9 protein-coding genes and 2 pseudogenes are annotated in these 20,313 nt (G+C 49.4%); 4 read left to right on the top strand and 7 right to left on the bottom strand.

All coding sequences use genetic code 11. The features are described from left to right. Nucleotides 1–262: 262 nt before the first annotated feature. The 6 genes and pseudogenes from NC980_RS23740 to NC980_RS23765 form a co-directional block, all read right to left on the bottom strand. Nucleotides 263–1,219: pseudogene (locus tag NC980_RS23740) on the bottom strand (IS982 family transposase). 178 nt (nucleotides 1,220–1,397) lie between these two features. Further along, nucleotides 1,398–3,953, bottom strand: coding sequence for a UDP-forming cellulose synthase catalytic subunit (bcsA, locus tag NC980_RS23745; RefSeq protein WP_190376013.1), 2,556 nt, complete (start codon nucleotides 3,951–3,953; stop codon nucleotides 1,398–1,400). Nucleotides 3,954–3,959: 6 nt separating this feature from the next. Beyond that, nucleotides 3,960–6,419, bottom strand: coding sequence for a cellulose biosynthesis cyclic di-GMP-binding regulatory protein BcsB (locus tag NC980_RS23750; protein WP_242026665.1), 2,460 nt, complete (start codon nucleotides 6,417–6,419; stop codon nucleotides 3,960–3,962). A gap of 44 nt (nucleotides 6,420–6,463) precedes the next feature. Beyond that, nucleotides 6,464–7,564: a glycosyl hydrolase family 8 gene (locus NC980_RS23755; RefSeq protein WP_242026667.1), complete on the bottom strand. Its 1,101-nt coding sequence runs from the start codon at nucleotides 7,562–7,564 to the stop codon at nucleotides 6,464–6,466. A gap of 170 nt (nucleotides 7,565–7,734) precedes the next feature. Further along, nucleotides 7,735–10,080: a tetratricopeptide repeat protein gene (locus tag NC980_RS23760; protein ID WP_242026676.1), complete on the bottom strand. Its 2,346-nt coding sequence runs from the start codon at nucleotides 10,078–10,080 to the stop codon at nucleotides 7,735–7,737. 14 nt (nucleotides 10,081–10,094) lie between these two features. Continuing rightward, entirely contained in the window at nucleotides 10,095–11,681 is a 1,587-nt protein-coding gene (locus tag NC980_RS23765; RefSeq protein ID WP_190376016.1) for a carbohydrate porin, read from the bottom strand. Between the two features lie 374 nt (nucleotides 11,682–12,055). On the opposite strand from NC980_RS23765, the gene NC980_RS23770 reads away from it, so the two are divergent. Continuing rightward, entirely contained in the window at nucleotides 12,056–12,739 is a 684-nt protein-coding gene (locus NC980_RS23770; protein ID WP_190376017.1) for a hypothetical protein, read from the top strand. A 46-nt stretch (nucleotides 12,740–12,785) separates the two neighbouring features. On the opposite strand, the gene NC980_RS23775 is transcribed toward NC980_RS23770, so the two are convergent. Beyond that, the gene (locus NC980_RS23775; protein WP_190376018.1) at nucleotides 12,786–13,544 is read right to left on the bottom strand and encodes a hypothetical protein; all 759 of its coding nucleotides are present in this window, start codon (nucleotides 13,542–13,544) and stop codon (nucleotides 12,786–12,788) included. Between the two features lie 937 nt (nucleotides 13,545–14,481). Between NC980_RS23775 and NC980_RS23780 the strand changes: the two are divergent. The 3 genes and pseudogenes from NC980_RS23780 to NC980_RS23790 form a co-directional block, all read left to right on the top strand. Then, a pseudogene (locus NC980_RS23780) lies at nucleotides 14,482–14,928 on the top strand (IS1 family transposase); the annotation flags it as partial. Between the two features lie 326 nt (nucleotides 14,929–15,254). After that, the gene (locus tag NC980_RS23785) at nucleotides 15,255–15,452 is read left to right on the top strand and encodes a helix-turn-helix domain-containing protein (RefSeq protein ID WP_347272580.1); all 198 of its coding nucleotides are present in this window, start codon (nucleotides 15,255–15,257) and stop codon (nucleotides 15,450–15,452) included. A 13-nt stretch (nucleotides 15,453–15,465) separates the two neighbouring features. Then, nucleotides 15,466–20,247: a PAS domain S-box protein gene (locus NC980_RS23790; RefSeq protein WP_242026678.1), complete on the top strand. Its 4,782-nt coding sequence runs from the start codon at nucleotides 15,466–15,468 to the stop codon at nucleotides 20,245–20,247. Nucleotides 20,248–20,313: the final 66 nt, after the last annotated feature.

Below are 20,313 nucleotides of genomic sequence, written 5' to 3' on the forward strand. Positions count from 1 at the left end.
GCTTGCAATTTTCATTCGGTTCCGTTACGCTATCGTTAGACCTGCCGAAGTTGAGTGAGAATCACCTGCCGAAGAAAGGTGAGAATTAGGTGCCGAAGTTGTGCAAATATGCACACAGCTCATAAGCTCGCTCGAATTTTCTACTTCATGTGGTCTACTCGCTCCAGCTATCACGACGTGGGTGCGTCCGCGTGTGAACAACAGTTTCAGCAACGCAAGCTGAAGCATCTCCGAAGACAAGCAGCAGCGTTGGGATTTGACCTCACAGAGCGTCCTCCCGTTGATGCTCTAGGGGGCGTTGTTTCTTAGAAGTTCGGGTTAAGCCGGAAATAGAAGATTGTGATCGGTAGCTTCGCCTAGCCGTAGGCAGCGCAATCGAGGGCTTCTTCGGCTGATGGCAGTAGGCAATCAGGCCACCCAAGATGTTGACAAAGCAGTTCACCACAGAGCGATGGCGCAAATGCTCGATTTGCGAAACGTTCTTCAACTGGTCAATGATTGTTTCGATAATGGAACGCTTACGCAGCAGCAGACGATCGTTGAGCGGCATTAGGCGCTGTTTCATCTTGCGTTTGAGCTTGGTGATCAGTTGAATGCCTACGGTATGGAGCAGTTGTTTGGCGAGCTTCTGCGAGACATAGCCTTTGTCACCAAAGACTTTACCGAACAACTGCTGCAACAGTTGCGGCACAGGCTTGCGATCATCGATGTTGCCGGGGGTGAGGAGGATGTTGAGCAATTCGCCTCGGTCATCGACCACCAGATGCAACTTGAAGCCAAAGAACCAATCGACCGAGGTTCTGCCCCGCTCGGCAATGTTCTCAAACACCTTGTTGCGCTCAATTCGACGGTTGTGGCAGACGCTCAACGCAGTGGAGCCCATGAAACTAATGCTGCTACACGGGCCGAAACACGAGCGTAAGTAGGCACACATTGGCACTAACGTTCCTGGAACCCATTCGATGAAGCGTTGGTAGCTGACGAGTCCGGGAAACGCATCCGCCCATTCGGTCTGGACTTTCTCTTGGTAGTAAGTTTTGAAATTGCGGTAGCACGACTGATGAAAGGCAATCAGAATAGTCATAATTTCGCTCAAACTCAACCCGCGAGGTTGATTGCAGATCTGGAGTCCACTGCTGAGAAGTTGCTGTTTCCAGCGCGGCTCAAACGTTTAACAGAAATCATCGACCAAGCAGAACAGGTTTTCTAGACTAAACATGAGGACAAACTGGGCTTGATTTTTGGCAATTTCAGCCCATCGGGTTTGCCCCTTTTTTGTCTCAATCCTTATCCCGAACTCAAGTTAGTCTAACGAACTAATCCGGTACGCGGGAAATAAAAAGTAAAAGACCTTAATTCGAGATGAATCAAGGTCTTCCCATTAATGCCAAATCAAACTAATTCAAAGTATCGACAAGTTGTTTGATTTTATCTTCCTGTCGCTGCATCATTTGATTCGGAAAGCGCAACTCGATCACAGTGCGATCATCAATCACCTCAATCTGTTCTACCTTCGCTAACAATCGATTCGGCAAAGATTCATCCGCCGCTTGACTCAAGAGCAAGCCAACGAGCGGTTGGTAATAGCTCAGCAGCTTCACATCCTCGATCGCATCGGATTGAATCTCTAATTGCAGGCTACGGTTACTAATCCGAGTCGCCCTACCTGAATAGAATTGGCCTCTCCAATACAATTGAGCATAAGCGCGAATTTCTTTACGAACCCTCGTCACATTCCTTGGTTCAGGATTGCGCTGTCTAAAAGATCGCGTCAAACTACCCACGATAAATTTGAACGATTGCAGCGGATCATCCACGTTTTCCCGTTGCTGCGAGTACCACTCGCGCACATCAGAATAAATCACAACGCTAAGGGCATCCAGTTGAGCGCGGGTGAGATCGATAAACTCGATCGATAACATCGCCTGAGTTTCATTCACAGGAACGACACGAATAATCTGTCCTTTGACAAACGCTCTCGCTCCGTAATCCCCAATTAATTCAATTTCCGCATCTTCGAGAAAATCTGCCCAATGATCCACCATTAATTGGCAACCCGTTTCACTCACATTCAGGGTGCGTCCTTGAATCACTGCACCATTGGTGTAAAGCACTGCGGATAATTTGCGATCGAGCCGATGTGCCCGTCTTAATTGCGGTTGTTCCAATGCTACTAATAACGCTGACACAATCAGAGCCAGATTAAAGAAGCTCCAAACCATATTGACTAACACAGCCTCAGAGTCTTGAGGGCGCAGAATCAACCAAAACGGAACTGCGGCAACTCCAGCCGTCACCAATAATGCCACAATCAGCAATGCTTTCGCTGATCCCCAGTCAAAGCTCCGCTTAGTGACAGACAATCCTTTATCAGTCACGTTAAAGCTTCCCAACCTCGGATTCAACACCGCCAGCATCGTCACAACTCCAGCATGGTATGACATCGCAAACTCATAAATTTCATTCCAGAAGGAGAAGCGAACATTCTTGTAAGTGATGTAGTTAGCGTAGATTGACACGAAGAAGTGAGGAAGTGCATACGCTAAAGTTTCAATCCCCAATCCTCGAATTGGATTAATACCAAATACGAGAAACATCGCGGGAGCCAGCGCATACATCAATCGAGGAAACCCATAGAAGAAGTGTGAGGTGGCACTGAAATAACAGATTCGTTGCCCGATCGATAATTTCAGTTTCGGGTTGAACAATGGGTTCTCAAGCCGAAGAATTTGTGCCATTCCCCGTGCCCATCGAATCTGTTGACCGACATAAGCTGAAAATTTCTCTGGAGCGAGTCCCGCCACCATAATCTTGTCGTAGTAAACCGATTCATACCCTAGAGAATGTAAACGCAGTGAGGTATGACAGTCTTCTGTCACAGTTTCAACTGCAATCCCACCCACTTCCAACAGGTGTGATTTTCTGACAACCGCAGCAGACCCACAGAAGAAAGCCGCGTTCCAAAAGTCATTTCCTTTCTGTAGCACTTTGTAAAATAGTTCGTTACCCACTGGAATTTTACCGCCCGTCTGCAAGTTCCGCTCGAACGGATCAGGGTTATAAAACCAGTGCGGTGTCTGAACGAGTGAGACTTTGGGATTGTAGAAAAATCCAACAGTATCCTTGAGAAAATGACGGACTGGAATATGGTCACAGTCTAGAATCAGAACCAGATCGCCACCTGTTCGACGCAGGGCTGTATTAATGTTTCCAGCTTTTGCGTGATCATTATTGTCGCGGGTTAGAAGAGTGCAACCAAGTTCTTTACACATCTGCCGCAGTTGTTCCCGCCTTTCTCGAAATTTCTCAGCGCGACCATCATCGAGAATGTATACCTTCTTTTTATCGGCGGGATAGTCGATCGCTAAGGCTCCCAGTGCCGTCTTGCGAACAATTTCAACATCTTCGCTGTAAGTAGGAATGTAGATATCAACTTTGAACCACTGTTTCTCAGGAAGAGTGGATAAATCAACAGGCTTCCGCTCTTTTAGCTTCAAGGTTTGAAAGAATGCTAGAGCTAATGTCAAAATTGCATAGAGTTCTGCCAGAAACAACAGCACGCTACAAGTTGTATCAAGCCATCCAGTCGTAAGATTCAGTGTGTAGTTCGTGCGATAGTACAGATACCGGAAGGTCGTAATCAAGCTTAGCCAAACCATGAACAAGTGCAGATACTCGCTGGCTTGACCTTTTGCGTGCTTGTGTTCGATATCGGTCACTGCCCATCCCAAACCAACCATGATCACTGCTACGACTCCTTGCTGCCAGATTTCGAGTGGAGTCACAATCAGAGGAACAGACAGAACGAGCAGCACGCTCATTAATAGAACAAGCTGAGAGGCGCTATTTTTCTGGAGAAGTCGATCGAAGAACGTGGGAATCAGATCGACAAACCAACCTAATACCCGCTGTCCTTTACTCCGATACCGTTTTGAAGGAGTTGAATTTGTCATGATGATTTACCCCGCAACGCGCTTGAGGAAAAGCTGAGCAATTCCGTACAACAAGAGGGAACTGGTGATAATGCCGATTGGCACGAGATACCACTGTTCTTGAAGTAGCTGTCTAGCTTTGCTCAAAGCATTAGTATCTTCAATTCGTCGCCGCTCTGACTGGTTCAGGAACTGCATCTGATAGGCATTGGAATCATACGGCGATGGGTTCACTTGATTGGTGCTGATCAAGGCGGTATCTTCTTTCAGCTGATAGAACCAAAGGTCATTGCTCAAGACATCCTGGATTTGTTTCAAGCCTGAATCTGTTTGGGCAGTTAGCGCAATCATCACACGATCGAGATTCCAAGGCGACAACATACTTTTAATCATGCCGCCTTGATCCGGTAGAGCATGAATTTGATCTTTACCCGATTCTCGTGCAAAAGCATCCATGATACGGAATCCAGACTTTGATTCGAGCATTTCTTTGACAGGGAAGCGATCTCGCACTCCAATCGCCACTAAATGTCGATCGGCTTTTACAGATTCAGGCAAATTCGCTGTCGTGAATACATCAAGTTGTACAGAATTTGCTTGACTGAGTCGTCCCATCCGTTCGCTGAATTTTAGGAGCGTCATCACATCTGCTTCCGTTGGAGAATCAGGAACGACGATCGCCGTTTTCGACAAGTCTTGAGGTGCAGTCAATGGATAACCCGTGGTCAACAGTTTAAGATCCGGAAGCTCAACAGAGTATTCGCGTTTCAGATTGAAATCAGTTGTGCTATGAACTGTTCCCCAAAGCTGTTGATCGCTGACTTGACCGCACTTCGCTGTTTCTTTAGGGTACAAATCAAAGGCAACATCAATTACCGAGTCTGACTTGATTAAGTTCGGTGGCAAATCAACATTGAGTAATTCGTTAGTTGCCCCATCATCTGAAGTTAGCCTCTTGCTCCCGATTGTGACTCCATCAATTCTCACGGAGATCGATGATTTACGCGGATTGACTTGAGCACTGTAGCTATATCTCAGATTCATCGAGCTACCCCGCAACATTCGAGTGTCGGGTAATGCTCGGAACTGAAACTGTACAGGAGGCGCAGAAGTTCCACGCACGGTGACATCTTTGAACGGTTTATTGTCCAATCCCTCCAAAGCACTGAGTTGAAAGGAATCCTGAAGTGGAAGATAGCGATCCCAACTTCGAGGATTCGGGGATGCAACCTCAGCGACATCGCGAACCAGAACAACCTGCCCAGAGCCAATCTGACTGCTGCTCGGTTGTACCAGGAATTGAACCGCTTTCGCAACACCTTCTGCTCCATTTCCAGATGCGATGATTACTGGGACACTTCCATCCTTCAGCGTTGTCAGCATCAAAACTCCCACATTTTCAGGCAGTGCCGCTTTACTACCATCTAGGATCTGATTGTTCGCAATGTTCAGAGGGAGTTTCAACGATTTGAGCGTAGGCTGATCTTGAGGAGTTCCGATGATCACTAAGCGATCGTCCCACTCGTTTTTTTGGGTGTCTTTGACCAAGTTGGTTTCGAGCGAACGAAAATCTGACAATCGCCCAAAATGTGTGTGAAAACGGCTCGTTGCAGTTAACCAAGCCTCATTGATCTGAGCAGGCAATAGATAGTTCAAACGGGGTGTATCTAAGCCAAGATTGTCAAAGAACGGGAACGGATAGCGGCTAAAATCTAGTGCAAGTGGCTGAGGTTGATAGTCCAGAATCACTTTCGAGTCAGGCAGCACTTCTGACCATAACGCTTTATCGTCGGGATTCGCGCAGGTTGCGGAATTTGTCTGTTGAGCCACTAGCGTAATCTCATTGTAGTCCTGAACGAGATTGGTTGGAATGTTGATGATCGCTTCTCCAATCTGAGTGTTTTTTAAGTTCATCGGAACACTGCCAATGCTTGTATCATTCACGCGCACAATCAGATTCGATTTGTCAGAAACGATCGCGGGAGAGTGCTGGAAGCGAATAACAGCTTTAGCAGATTTCACGTTCCAATTTTTCGGACGAGTGAAGCCGACTCGTGCCTCTGCGTAGGTTCCTTGTAAACGGAAACGGTTGCCGATTGCCGGACTCCGACTAAAATCCAGAATATACTGGCTCATCGGTGCTGCATTTGGAGTTTTGAGAATCTCCGCTTTCTTCCCAAACTGAGGTGCAGGTGCTGAAGATTCCCCAGCTATAGGTTCAGAAGGCGCGACATAGGGTTCGCTCACTGCTTCGACAGGTGCGGGGTCAGGAGCTGGGGCAGGTTCTGGCTGATACGCTGGCGCTTGTGGGCGGTAGATGGGTGCTTCAGCAGGCGTACTTGGTAGCTTGAAGTCTCGAATGAGTTGCTCTTCTTGTTTTTGAATACCTTGTGCAGAACCCGCGATCGAGTATTGAGCATGAAGCAGAACGATCGCGAGTCCGGTAACTAACCCGGCACAGCATAAGATTAGCGTGCGTGTCAGCATAGTTTTAGAGCCTCGGCGCGAGGATTGATCTGATAACCGTTTATTCATGGAAGGGATACGTTTTCAGCTTGAGTAGATTTAGTGAGGTAAGTTGCCAGGGTGTTGGGTGGGAACAGACCAAACCAGGCGAGATTCTGAGAGTAGTAAGCGGAATCGTTATCCCAGAATCCATTTCGATAAGAGGGCAATAGCTTTTGAGTAAAAATTTCCTGTGCGATCGCAGGATCGATCACGCGGAAAGCAGCATACAACATGCCGTATTGGGAGGTGGCTTCATAGTCCACAAGCGGACGACCTTGCAAATCGAGCTTGGCTGGAATTTTGCGCTCTCGTTGCCACATCTGTCTGAGATAGCCAAGATGTGCCTTGAGATAGGCTTTTGCTCTCGGTTCTCCAAACCAAGTGGCATCCAGCGCCACGCGCCACCAAACTCGAATGGCATCGAAGCTATATTGGGTAATCAGTGAACTGCTGGGATCAATCGCGGTATAGAATCCGGTTTTTGGATCAACAGCAATCCAATCACTCGGTAAGCCCACAGGCGAAATGTCCGAGGATTGCTCTAACATCTGATAGCTACTATCTACAAGACTGAGCCAATCGCGCTCTGAATCAACTTGGGAAAAGAGGCGAAAGGCATAAGGGGCAAGGTAGGACGGATTGGCTTTGAGCTTTTCGTTGCGTTGAAAGAGCGCGATCGCTCCTGGGAGTAGATATCGCTTTCCATCTATGGGAAATGGGATCGTTGCGTGTGCCCAAAGGTCTTTTAACTTGATACGCGCCAGCTTGAGGTAATCGGGACGCTGCCATCGCCTAGATGCCAAGATTAAGGCAGTGATTGCATCAATATCCGCATCACTAGCAACATTAGCATCGAGAATGCCCCAGTAACCCTTTGGATTATGTCCCCATTTCCATGCCCAAAGAGAATCGATCGATTTGTTATTTTTGTCCCGTCGCTGGAGGTTCGTCTCTGCCCATTGAAGTGCGATCGCAAATGTTTCAGGATCGTTCATCATAACCGCTCGTAGCAGGGCATAAGCTTGACCTTCCGAGGTCGACCGTCCATTGGCTTCCCAATCGATGACTCGTCCATCCACTTGAATAAACCGCTTGCGATAAGCCGTCCAACTTTCAGTCAGCAATGAACGATAATTAGCTACCTCAACACTTGATACAGAAGTAGAGCGTTGAGGTGATGCTACAGAAGTAGAGCGTTGAGGTGAAGCCGCACAGGAAACTAGACCTCCGAGCCCAATCAATCCAGCCATAGTCAATCGTACAAGCAAGCGCAACATATTGATTACCACCAAATTTAATAGCGCTCCCACGGGGTTTGAAATCCGCGTTGTTGTAGCATTCCTTCTTGAACTCTCTGGATACGTTGTTCCAGTTCAGGATCTGATGTTCCTTGCTCTGCCTGTTGGATCTTGAGAGATTCAAATTGATCCAATGCCGCGAGCGGTTGACCTTGAGCAGCCGTTAGTTCTGCCAGCGATCGCTGGGCAGCCCGATTATCTGGGTCAAGCTCTAAGATTTGAGAGTACAAGCTGGAAGCTGAGGCAAACTGTTGCTGCTGGAATCGCACACCGCCCAGACCAGACAAGGCATCGAGGTTTCCCGGTTGTACTTTTAAGATGGCTTGATAAGCATCTTCGGCTCGATTAGGGTTGCCCAGCGACTGTTCAAGTTGAGCTTTGAGAAAAAGAAGCGAGATGTTTGAGCGATTGTCAGAAGAGGTTTGACGAACTTTTACCATCAGTCGATTTGCTTGCGCTCTTGCCTGTCTCGGATCGCGGCTGGCTAGCAATTGAATCAACCGCACCTGAACAGGCGCATTCGTGGGATCAGCTTCAATCAAAGCCTTATATAACGACTCACGGCTTCGATCGCTGGGCAAGACACCAACCAGTGTATAGAGTTCTGAGGGAGTCTCTGAGGGTCGGGATTGCAAGAATTGAGCGAGTACCGTTTCAGCTTCGCTTTCCGAGATTGTTTTGGCTTGGTAAGCAACTGCTGCCCGACCCAGTTGAAGTTGTGTATCTTCTGGATTCTCTGCAATTAAGCGATCGTACAATTTCAGCGCTTCATCAAATCGATTCTGAGCAAGTCGTAGTCCTGCTAAAGAGCGAATTGCACCAGATTTTAGATCGGCACTGATTGCATTATCCGAAATTAAAGCTTCATATCGTTTTGCAGCAGATTCAAGATTGCCTTGCTTGCGATCAAGTTCTGCGAGTAACAGTTCAGGAGCCTGATCGCGCGAACCAACCGAAGTCGATTGATATCGGGCTAGAGCCTCTTTTGCTGCCTCGAATTCATTTTGCTCGGTCAGAATTTGAGCAAGACGGAAGTTTAAGAATGGCTCATTGATCCCGTTGCGAATCAATCGCTCGTAGATCGGTAAAAATTCAGGATCGGGTTCTAGGCGAACTAACGCCTGAGCGATTGCGAATTGTTGGGCAGGCTCATTCGGAATCGATTTCAGAATTGGTCTTAATTGCTGGTGAATTGCACTATCGGTAAGCGTTCCAAGTTGAGCTTCTAGCGCCAATTTTTGAATGATTAACGTCTGATTATCTGGTTGCTGCTGAGCGAGTTGACGGTAGAGTTGCAGCGCCGTTTTACGCTCTTTGGGAATGCTGCTGAACACATCTGCAATTTCTCGCAGCAGAACTGGAGAAGGATTGGCTGCCTCATTCAGGACTTGACGGTAGAGCGCTCCAGCTTGTGCGACCAGTTCAGGCTGATTCTCTTGTCTGCCCAATTCGTTCAGGGCACGCGCCAAAGGTAAACGAGCATCGGATCGATCGCGTAATGGATCAAGAATTGCTAATGCTTGGGTGGCTTGACGGTTTGCGAGATAGGCTTGGGACAATTCCGATCGCACTTGAATACTAAAAGCGTTGGTTTGTCTCGGAAGCTGTCCCTCTAAGATGGCGATCGCTTGAGCAGGATTACCCGAGCCGCGTAAAGCACGAGCGTAAGCGATCGCAGCATTGCCAGTAATGGGGGTGTTCGTGCGCGATCGGTAGCGTTCAAACAGCTCCAGACCTTTCTGTGTATCACCTGCGTAAGTGTAAATTTGCGCGGCTCCTAACAAAACTTCGGGCGTTGGACTAGCTTGCAGAACCATGTCATAATCTGCCAAAGCTTCAGGAAAGCGTCCTTGATAGCCGTACAACAATGCTCGTTGAGCACGAGCTTCTAAGTCTGTGCTATTGAGTCTCAGCAAAGCCGTTAGTGCTTCAATCCCTTGTTTTTGCCACTCTGGTCTAAAGCTAGCTAGAATTCCAACCGTTTTCAGCGCTAACGGATTGTTTGGATCTTGCTGTAATACCCGCTGATAAGCTTGCCAAGCATCAGAATCACGTCCAGCCCGACGGAAAGAAATTGCCAGTCCCAATTTTGCCTCGATCAAGTCGGGATAGCGTTGAATCGATCGCTTGAATGCTGCAATCGCATCGTCTACCCAACCTTTGCCGAGGAGCGTATAAGCTTCACGCACATCGGCAGGAATGGTTTGAGTTTGAGCGAGCACCTGTTGAGTTTCTGCAAGGGTGAGCAGAGGAGCCCCGACCAGGAGCCAACCGAGACACAGGGATAGGGTGAACTGTTGCTTGATGCGAATCATGTTAACAGGGTGTTTGCAAGTGTTCATGAGATCCAGGAGAATCACTGGGCTTGTCTGCCTCTGGGAGTAACATCGAACTCTGTTCTCAAGCGAATGCCAGCGATCGTTTCAGAGAAGTTGTTGCGTCCTTGGATCGAGAACCCAAGACGCAGATTGGAAAGTAACCGGAAGTCATAGTACAACTCCAAGACATCGGGTTGGTCTGCACCACTTTGCCGCCGCAGTCGGTCGCTTGATAAAGCACGACCGTAGGCAAGCCCTAGGCGATCGTCCGGTGCTAATAGATCTAAGAAGCTGATGCCGCCGCTGAATGTATCGGCACCTTCGCCTAAATCGAGGTTGTTATAGCGTCCGTAGCGCCCGAAGATTCCCATTTTTAAGCTGGGAATGAACAATTCAGCATTCATGCCATACGCTTGTTCTCGATCGCCTTGGAGGACTCCAGTTTGTCCTCCACCCCGGCTAATTTGAAAGATCTCTTGGAAGCCACTATTCGAGCCGGAATCGCGATCGCTTGCATAGGTTCCACGCACAATCAAATTGCCGTAACGGACACCCAACTCACCTGCAAAGCCATCTAGAGCAAAATCACCGAGACTTCTAGATGAAGAGAAAACTGCGGCTTTCGCTTCAATATTGTCGGTGAGACTGAAATTCATCAGTGCGCCTGGGCGTGAAGCAATTCCAGTTGCGCTCAGAGCAGGATTGGTTTGGAAAACCGGATTAAAGAACTGAGAGGCTCCGTCTTTGGCGAAACTGTTGCGATCGAAATACGAAGTTAAGTCAATCTGACCCACCACAAATCGCAAGTTCGGAATGTCACGCGGTGAAGTTGCAAAGTAAAGTTCCGTGAGATTGAAGCCATTGCCTGGAGTATCCGTGAAGGCGTTACCTGTTGTTAGATCGAGCGTCGCACCGACCAATGCATTTGGAGTCAGCGGATACACTCCAAACAGTCTTGCACGCGCTGAAGTTTGATCGCCCTGATACAAGTAAACACCTTGCAACGTAAGATTTGGCGGAGTAATCGCGGTACTGCGGAGAAATGGGCGACTGCGAGTGAGGGAATCTGCATTGCGACCGGATTGAGCCATCAGATCTGATTTACTCCGAGAGGGATTGAGCGCGATTTCGGTTGGTGCGGATTCAAGATCGATCAATTCTTTCATCACAGTTGGCCGAATGCCCCTCACGACAGAAACCGGAGTTGCAGATCGCGGCTGAGCCGGGAGCAGTCCAGCTTTAACATCTGTTGCAGAGAGGGTAGATGCAACTAATGGAGACCCAGATTCCTCAGCAGGAGGAGGAGGGGGAAGTACGATCGATGAGCCTTTGCTCGGCGGTGCAAAGCTTGGAGTTTGAGCAGCAGCGGACTTTACGGAGGTTGCCTGCCCGGACAGCTGCTGAATCAGATCAGCTTCCGATTGAATCATCGACTGCGGTTCCACGGTCGGCAAAGTGGGTTGTGAGATCGCAGCGATTTGAGCCGCAGAACTTTGAGTTTGCGCGGAAGGATTAGCTTGGGCAGGTTTTCCTGTGTTGATTTCCGCGAATAGGGCTGCGATCGCGGAAATCACAATGCAGGACAGGAGAGAACTGAATTTAGCGAACCGGGCTATATCTGACATACCACTCCGTTATGGCTCGATAGACACTCCGTAAAGTGCCGAGAACAAGATTGACGAAGCCCGAATTCCAGAAATATCACTTTAATTTAAGTGATAAATTTTACATAGGCTTTGGGCTTATCAAAAATTGACCCCGGGCACTGCGACCGAAATTAATCATCGTGCCTAGAATTCCCGCAGAAATCCGAATCGAACCTCGAATTTTCAATTACTAATATTTTTAGCCTGATTAGTAAAAAACGATACATGTGTTTATGTCAGCCGTAAAACTGGCTCTCGGCATTCAGATGTGAACCGCTCTCGCTGGTGGGGGAATGAATAAAGTGAGCGTCCAATTTTGCGAGCGCTCACCGTATCCCCTACGAGAATTCCCTATGAAAGGCTTCCGCAAACTTCTTAGGCTCTGTGCAAGTAGCACATTGATTTCACTGCTGATGCTCTGTACAAGCTGTACTGCCATTCCCTTCTTTGGAAGTGGTCAAACGACTAAAACAGAACTGTCGATGCAAGTTGAGCCAACTCGTGATCCCGGTATTTACAAGGTCACGGGTCAGGCTAACTTGCCAGATCAGACTCGATTGATCGTTCAAGCAATCCGAAATTTACAACCGAGTTCTCAAGTGGAATCAGGACAGTCGTATTCGATCCTGGCGCGGACTGAAGTCAAGGTTGAGAAAGGAAAATGGCAAACCTCGCTAAACCTTCTTCAGCAAGACCGATTAGAAGCTTGGCAAAAAACTGCTCGATCGCTGAATCTCAAATCTCAGCCTGAGAAACAAGTCCGATTCTTAGCGGTGACAGAGCCAACAGAGAACTCGATCGAGCTGCAATCTACTGCCATGAGCAATCAGGGAACAAGCGTGCAGTTCACAGCAGATGGAAAAAGCTACTTACAGACCGAGCAATTTTTGACGATCGAGCCACCGAGCAGAACCGTAGCTGCTGCTGAAAAGCCTACTCAAACGGTTGTGAAAGTGGCAGTTCAACCGATAAACACGACAGCGAAAATGAAACTGCAAACAGATGCCGAATTGTCCACAAAAGCGTGGATGCGATAGATCGAAAGGACGCAACTCAGAACAATCGCCGAGTTGCGTCTTCAGATTATCTGTGTACTGTCCAGGTAGACTCAAGGACTTGAAAGCGTTGTGCTGAGTGATTGAGCGAGGTTGGCTGAGGTGAATTCGAGGAAGGAGCCTTTACGGGGAGGGTAGATTGAATCGTTTCAATTTCAGACATAATGTGCTGAAGCTGGGTTTGGAGATCCTGCATTTTGGCGACCGTCTCTGCTTCAACAGGAGAATGGCTGATCGGGGCAGCTTGAGTGACGGGACGTGAAAATAGAAAGGCTTGAGCAGGATGAAGCAGCGTAGTCGTCAGGAGTTGAGTTGAAACTGGAGTAGGTTTAGCAACGATCTCAGGCTGAGTCGGTGCGGTCACGTTTGCGTGTGCTGGAGGTGTCGCAGGCGGAGCATTGAGAGGGATATCCTCATCAAGGAAATGTTTCAGTGCCGAATCAGCGAGATAGGCATCAGACATCAATGCCTCTTGTAGCTGAGCTTCTTTTTGTTTAAGTTGCTGCTCGACTTTAGAAAGCTGATCTTCGGCTTCTTTGACTTGACGAGCAGAAGATTTCCACGCGATCGCGGCACAGGTCGTAAAACTCGCACCCAAGCTGAGTAGTCCAGCGAAGGCGAGATAAGAGTTTGCAATCTCCCTGAAGGGTCCCTCAAACACCCGCTCTTCTTTAATTTGAATAGCTAAAGGCTGAGATCCATAGAGCGCGAGAGGAACAGCGAATGCTGAGAAGATTGTGCCAGCAGCAAGTGCAGCAGGGATAAATAACTTTCCGAGTGAAGACATAGGTGAAGTTCTAAGTATCTTGGTTGCCAAAACCGGGTTCTGATAGATGAATCGTGTGTCTTTCGAAACTCCTAACCTAGACCACGGCTTTATGGGTTTGAGTATTATCTATTACTATCAACCTTAATCGCTCTGCAAGAAAAAACGGTTATAAATCTGATGAAGAATCGCCAGCTACTGAAAAGTTTCTGTAAAAATTCGGTCGTGGTTCATTACTAAGCTACGGGTTTTTGCTGAGTTTCAAAGCGTTTATTTCCCTTTCATTACTTTGGTTACGCCAAAATACCGCAATCCTAAGTGAGTTATGAAACGCGAAACATTGGGGACACTATGTATGACCTATCGTGCCGTGCTTGGTCCGAAGCAAAGCTATTACGAGTTGTTTCATGCCGCCGGGATTCGCTAGAAAAAGACGCAACCGAGCAATCCGAAGCGCGACCCTGACCTGGTGGAGAAAAAAACTGAGATCGCGACATGGCTCGAAACGCAGCGGGGCGAAATTGAGTGCGGTTGATGGTGCTGTTTGAGAATGAGTGTCATCTGTTGTGGGCCGACTTATGCGGTTATCGGTGGGGCAAAACTAGCGAGCGCCTTGATGCGCCCATCTCGAACACTCGCACCAAACAGACCTACTATGGCGCAATCGACCTCGCGACGAGGCAGTGTTGCATCCAAACCTATGACAAATGCAACTCCGATTCGACGATTGCGTTGTTGCCATTGCTGATGCAACAGTATCCGGGAAATCAATTGGCATGACTATGGGACGGAGCAACGCATCATCGCTCTGCACAAATTCAGACCTTCCTCGAAGCAGTCAATCACGGCCTGCCACAGGAACAGTGGCGCATCACTTGCTTTCGATTTGTATTGAACGACCTGCGATAAAGCCCGATTGAGGATGTGTGGTTACACGACAAACGCTGGATTCGGGAGCGGGGATTGTTGGATTGCCATCAGTCTAGCTGATTCGAGTGGATTAATTTTGGCAGCAAGAGTGGGGAAACACACCGACAAATTGATTGAGGAATTAGTCATCAGTAGTGAAGGCAAGACCACCTGCAAACAGTTCAATAGCGATGATTGGGGTGGTTACGAACGAGTCTTACCGCCCGAAGTCTTGCATCACATCGGCAAAGACAAAACACAACGATTGGAGAGGACGAATGGCATTGTCCGTCAACAAACTGGGCGCTGGCATCGCAGACAGAACAAGTTTGGCAAAGTCTGGGAACAAACCAAGGTCACGACCCAATTAGTGGTGAGTTATTTCAACTGGATTTGGCAGCATAGTCGCTTGAAGACGACAGCAGCACAACGAGCAGGATTAACGTCACAGCCCTGGACTTGGCGTGATCTCATTACCTATCCCACTACCATTTGACGCATTACCGATTTAAACATGGACACGTTCGATCGCATCAGCCGTATTGTGCGTTCCAAAACAAGCAGTCGTAAATCTCAATCGAGTCATAGCTCGAATCCATCTACGAGAGAACTACAAGAACAGGCTATTTCTCTCCGGCAGCAAATTGCGAACCTAGAAGCTATAAATAAAAGCTTAATGAGTAGCGCGTTGCGGCAAGAGCCATACGATCGTTATGTCATATAAGAGAAGCTGCTCGACATACCACATGGTATTAGTAGTAAAGGTAATTTAATCGATCGTAGGCATAGGGTACGATCGATTAAACAGATCTAGCAGATCTGGTGCGAGAAACACGACAACGCCTAGAACTCTCGCAAGCCAAGTTTGATGTGAGGTTAGGAGTTTCATTCCAAAGCGTCATCCGTTGGGAGAATGGACGAACCAAGCCCTTGCTGATCGTGTTGAAGCAGATTGAACACTTGCTCCTTCAAATGGGCGATAGTGGCAAAGATTTGCTCGTCAAATACTTCTCCGAGTGAGGACACCGATCCGATGACAAACAGCTTCCACCGCTCTGGTCTTGCAGACAGAGACTCCACCCCAAGTTCTCGGGAAATCACTGAAGCGGATGTCCTCATGACAGGGGTGCTGGCAAGCCGCCCTGCACGAGAGCCTGATTTTGAAGCTCAAAGCCAGGCTCTCAATACCCTTGCTCAACACCTGATGGACGATCCACAGTCCATGCTGAAAACGCTTGTTCGCTTGGCACTCGATCTTTGTCGAGCAGATACGGTGGGGGTTAGCTTACTCGAAACCGCGCCGGATGGCACATCGGTTTTTCGGTGGGTGGCGATCGCGGGTGCGCTAGAGGCATTAGAGCAGAGCACGACTTCAGGCAACTTTAGTCCTTGTGGCACCACCCTTGCTTGTAAGGAGCCCCAGCTATACAGCTATCCTGAGCGTTTTTTTACCTATTTGTATCACCCACAGTTCTCGGTCGTGGAAGGATTGCTGATTCCGCTGTGCGTCAACGATCGGGCACTGGGTACGCTTTGGATTGTGTCGCATCACGAGGAACGGCGTTTTGATCCCGAGGATCAGCGGCTGATGATGAGCCTGGGAGGCTTTACGGCTTCTGCCCTGCATAGTATGCAGCAGATGAGCCAGACAGCAGCAACCGCATCGCGCTACGAGCAGTTTAATCAGCAGATTCTTGACAGTAGCGATGACTGCATCAAGGTATTGGACTTAGAGGGACGGCTTTTGTTCATGAGCCAGCCAGGGCAAGCATTGCTAGGCATTGAGAATATCACGTCCTTTCTCAACACGTCTTGGGCTGAGTTTTGGCAGGGAGCAGATCAGCAAGCGGCAATCGAGGCGATCGCCAAAGCCAGAACAGGCGAAGTTTGCACCTTTCAAGGCTATCGTCCGACGCTGAGCGGTGAACCTAGATGGTGGGATAGCAAGGTCAGTCCCATTCGGGGGGCAGCGGGGCAAGTTGAACGGCTGTTGTGCATTTCGCGAGATATTACCGCACGCAGGCAGAGCGAAGACAAACGCAAACAGGCGGAGGATCGTTTGCGGAAGAGTGAGGAGCGGCTATCTGCGATCTTTTCACAGGCAGCGGTGGGGCTTTCTGAGATCTCTCTAGATGGAAGTTTTCAGCGGGTCAACGATGAGCTATGCCGGATTTTGAGGCGATCGCGGGCGGAAACATTAGCGGTCAGCATACCCGATGTCACGCATCCTGAAGACGTGCTCAAAAGCTTAGAAGCCTTTCAACAAGTGGTTGAGACGGGTAAGTCAGTCTCGTTTGATAAGCGCTACCTGCGCTCGGATGGAACGACCGTCTGGGCGAACAGCAACCTCACCCGCCTCGACGATGAGCAGGGACATCCGAGCACCGTGCTGGCGGTCACCGTTGATCTGAGCGATCGCAAACAGGCAGAGGAGAACCTGCGGCAGTCGGAAGAGCGGTATCGAGCGATTGTCAACCAGGCAGTGACGGGCGTGGCGTACAGCGAGATTGGTGGCAACCTGACGATCGTGAATCAGAAATATTGTGATATCACGGGTTATTCTGCTGCCGAACTAAGTCAGTTGCGAATGGCTGACATTACCCATCCAGATGATTTGCCAGGTAATATCGAACTCTACAATCGCATGGTGACTGAAGGGACACCGTTTGAGATCGAAAAGCGCTATATCCGAAAAGATGGCTCGATCGTCTGGGTCAACAACTATGTCTCTCTGATCTGCGATCACACTGGGAAACCGCAATCGGTCGTGGCAGTGGTGCTAGATATCACTGAACGCAAACAAGCGGAAGAAGCCCTACGCGAATCCGAGCGAGAGAGCCGACGGCTGGAGGAGGAGCGCAACAAGCAGCTTGAGGTCTTCGATACAGTGCTGGCGCGACTCCAGGAGTTTGTGTATCTCTTTGACTTGGAAGGACGCTTCCGGTATGTGAACAAACCTCTTCTAGATCTGTGGGGGCTGACTCTAGATCAAGCGGTTGGCAAGAACTTCTTCGACCTGGGCTACCCGGACGAGCTTGTCAGGTTGCACGAGGCGCAGATCCGCCAAGTAATCGAGACAGCCCAGGCGGTGGAAGGCGAGTCCACCTACATCAACCCAGCAGGCGTGATAGGACAATACGAGTACACCTTCGTCCCCCTACTTGCTGCTGATGGCTCGGTTGAGGCGGTGGGCGGTCGAACGCAGGTTGTCACAGAGCGTAGGCAGGCTGAGGCGGCTCTGCGCGAATCGGAAGCAAAATATCGATCACTGTTCGAGTCGATGGACGAAGGCTTTTGCATCTTGCAGTTAATCTTCGATGAAGAGCAAAAGCCCATTGACTACCGCTTTATGGAGGTTAACTCCGCTTTTGAGCAGCAAGCTGGGGTAAAGAACGCTCTTGAAAAAACCGTTCGCGAGCTTGCACCCAATATTGAGTCATTCTGGATTGACCTTTACGGCACGGTTGCCCTGACGGGTGAGCCGAAGCGATTCATCGATTACTCTCAGGTCGTAGGTCGATGGTTTGACGTGAATGCCTTCCGCATTGGTGAACCGCATGAGCACAAGGTCGCGCTTCTTTTCAACGACATCACCAGTCGCAAACAAGCAGAAGAGAGGTTGCACCGTGCTGCCAAATTGGATGCGTTTCGCGTCTCTCTTGCCGACGCGCTCCGCGCCCTTGCTGACCCGGTAGAGGTTCAAGCAACCGCCAGTCGACTGCTGGGTGAATATCTTAGGGCCAACCGCGTGGTCTATTTCGAGGTTCGCGGCACGGATTATGTCGTTGAACGCGATTATGTCAATGGTGCCGCAGCACTCGCGGGTGGCTACCCCATTGATTCGTTCGGCTCTCAACTGCTCGCAGATTACCGCGCCGGACGTACCGTATGCGGGTCTGATGTGTCAACAGATCCCTACCTGTCTCCGGAGCAGCGATCGGCTTACACCGCCATCCAAATTGGTGCCTACATCGGCATCCCACTGATTAAGGACAGCGAGTTCGTTGCGGGTCTGGCAGTTCACACCGCTGAACCGCGAGCCTGGACGGAAGATGAAGTGGCGCTAGCCGAAGAAGTCGCCGAACGGACCTGGGCAGCAGTCGAACGTGCCCATGCTGAAGCAATTGTCGCAGCAGACCTCCAAGATACCCAGCGATTGCGCGAACTGGGGGCAAGGCTTGTGAGTGAAAGCGACATTCAAACCCTGTACCAAGAAATTCTGTCTACGGCGATCACGATCACCGAGGCAGATGCCGGCACAGTGCAAATCTTTGACGAAGCGACGCAAGATCTGGTGCTGCTCGCCACACAAGGCTTTGAGCAAACGATGATCGAGTATTTCTATCGAGTAAATGTAAGTTCTAATACGTCCTGCGGTATTGCCCTTAGGACAGGGACTCGCAGCTTCGTTGATTTCGATGGGCCAGAGAGTGAAGACCCCAGCGGTTCACTGCGACTGCATGTGGAAGCTGGGTATCTATCCGCGCAGTCCACTCCCCTGATCACCCGTGCAGGCAGACAGATCGGTATGGTTTCAACCCATTGGCATGAACAGCACCACCCCAGCGATCGCCAGTTGCGGTTTCTGGATCTGCTCGCTCGCCAAGCCGCTGACCTGATTGAACAACGCCAGACTGCTGCCGAACGGGAACAACTCTTAGCCCGTGAGCAAGTCGCCCGCACCGAAGCCGATCGCGCCAATCGGATCAAAGACGAGTTTTTGGCCGTGCTCTCCCATGAATTGAGATCGCCCCTCAATCCGATTTTGGGCTGGGCAAAACTCCTGCAGAACGGCAAGCTAGACGCAGCCAAAACCCAGCAGGCACTACAGACGATCGAACGCAATGCCAAATTGCAATCAGAATTGATTGAAGATCTGCTGGATGTTTCCCGGATTCTCCAAGGCAAGCTCAACCTGAACGTTAGTTCGATCAATCTGTCCTCCATCATCGAAGCGGCGATGGAAACAGTACGGCTAGCGGCAGAAGCCAAATCAATCCGCCTGGAAGCAAGCTTTGCGGAGACGGGTTTGGTTGCAGGTGATGCCACTCGGTTACAGCAAGTGATGTGGAATCTGCTCTCTAATGCCGTGAAATTTACGCCAGCAAGGGGACAGGTCAACCTTCAATTAGAGCAATTAGATTCCTATGCCCTAATCAGTATCAGCGATACTGGGCAAGGAATCGCGCCTGACTTTCTCCCCTATGTATTCGACTACTTCCGTCAAGCTGATGCAGCAACAACTCGAAAATTCGGAGGACTGGGATTAGGGCTGGCGATCGTGCGGCATTTAGTCGAACTACACGGTGGCACAGTTGCAGTCGAAAGTCCTGGGATTGGGAAGGGCGCAACCTTTACCGTCAGGTTGCCACTCATGCCTATCCAAGCGATCGCCGATCCGGATAGTCGATCGTCAGAGCCATCTTCTGACTTAAATGGGATTCAAGTCTTGGTTGTAGATGATGAACCGGATTCACGAGAGTTCGTGGCGTTTGTGTTGGAGCAAGCGGGCGCAACCGTACTTACTGCAACGACCGCTAGTGAAGCATTAACCCTGCTCATTCAAGCTAAACCAACGGTGCTGCTGAGTGACATCGGTATGCCAGATATGGATGGCTATATGCTGATGCGACAGGTGAGAGCGCTGCCACTCGAGCAAGGGGGACAAGTTCGGGCGATCGCGCTCACTGCTTATGCAGGCGACTTCAACCAGCAACAAGCCCTGCAAGCAGGATTTCAACAGCATCTCTCAAAACCAATCGAACCAGAGAGATTAATTCAAGTGATTTCTCGCCTAACTCAGTCTGCTGAGTGATCGCCTTGAAGCTTAGCAACACTCTACCTTCAGCTTTTCCTTTGGTTATAGCCCTCTCGCTATTCT

This window comes from Leptolyngbya sp. AS-A5 (genome assembly GCF_039962495.1).
GTDB lineage: Bacteria > Cyanobacteriota > Cyanobacteriia > Leptolyngbyales > Leptolyngbyaceae > Leptolyngbya.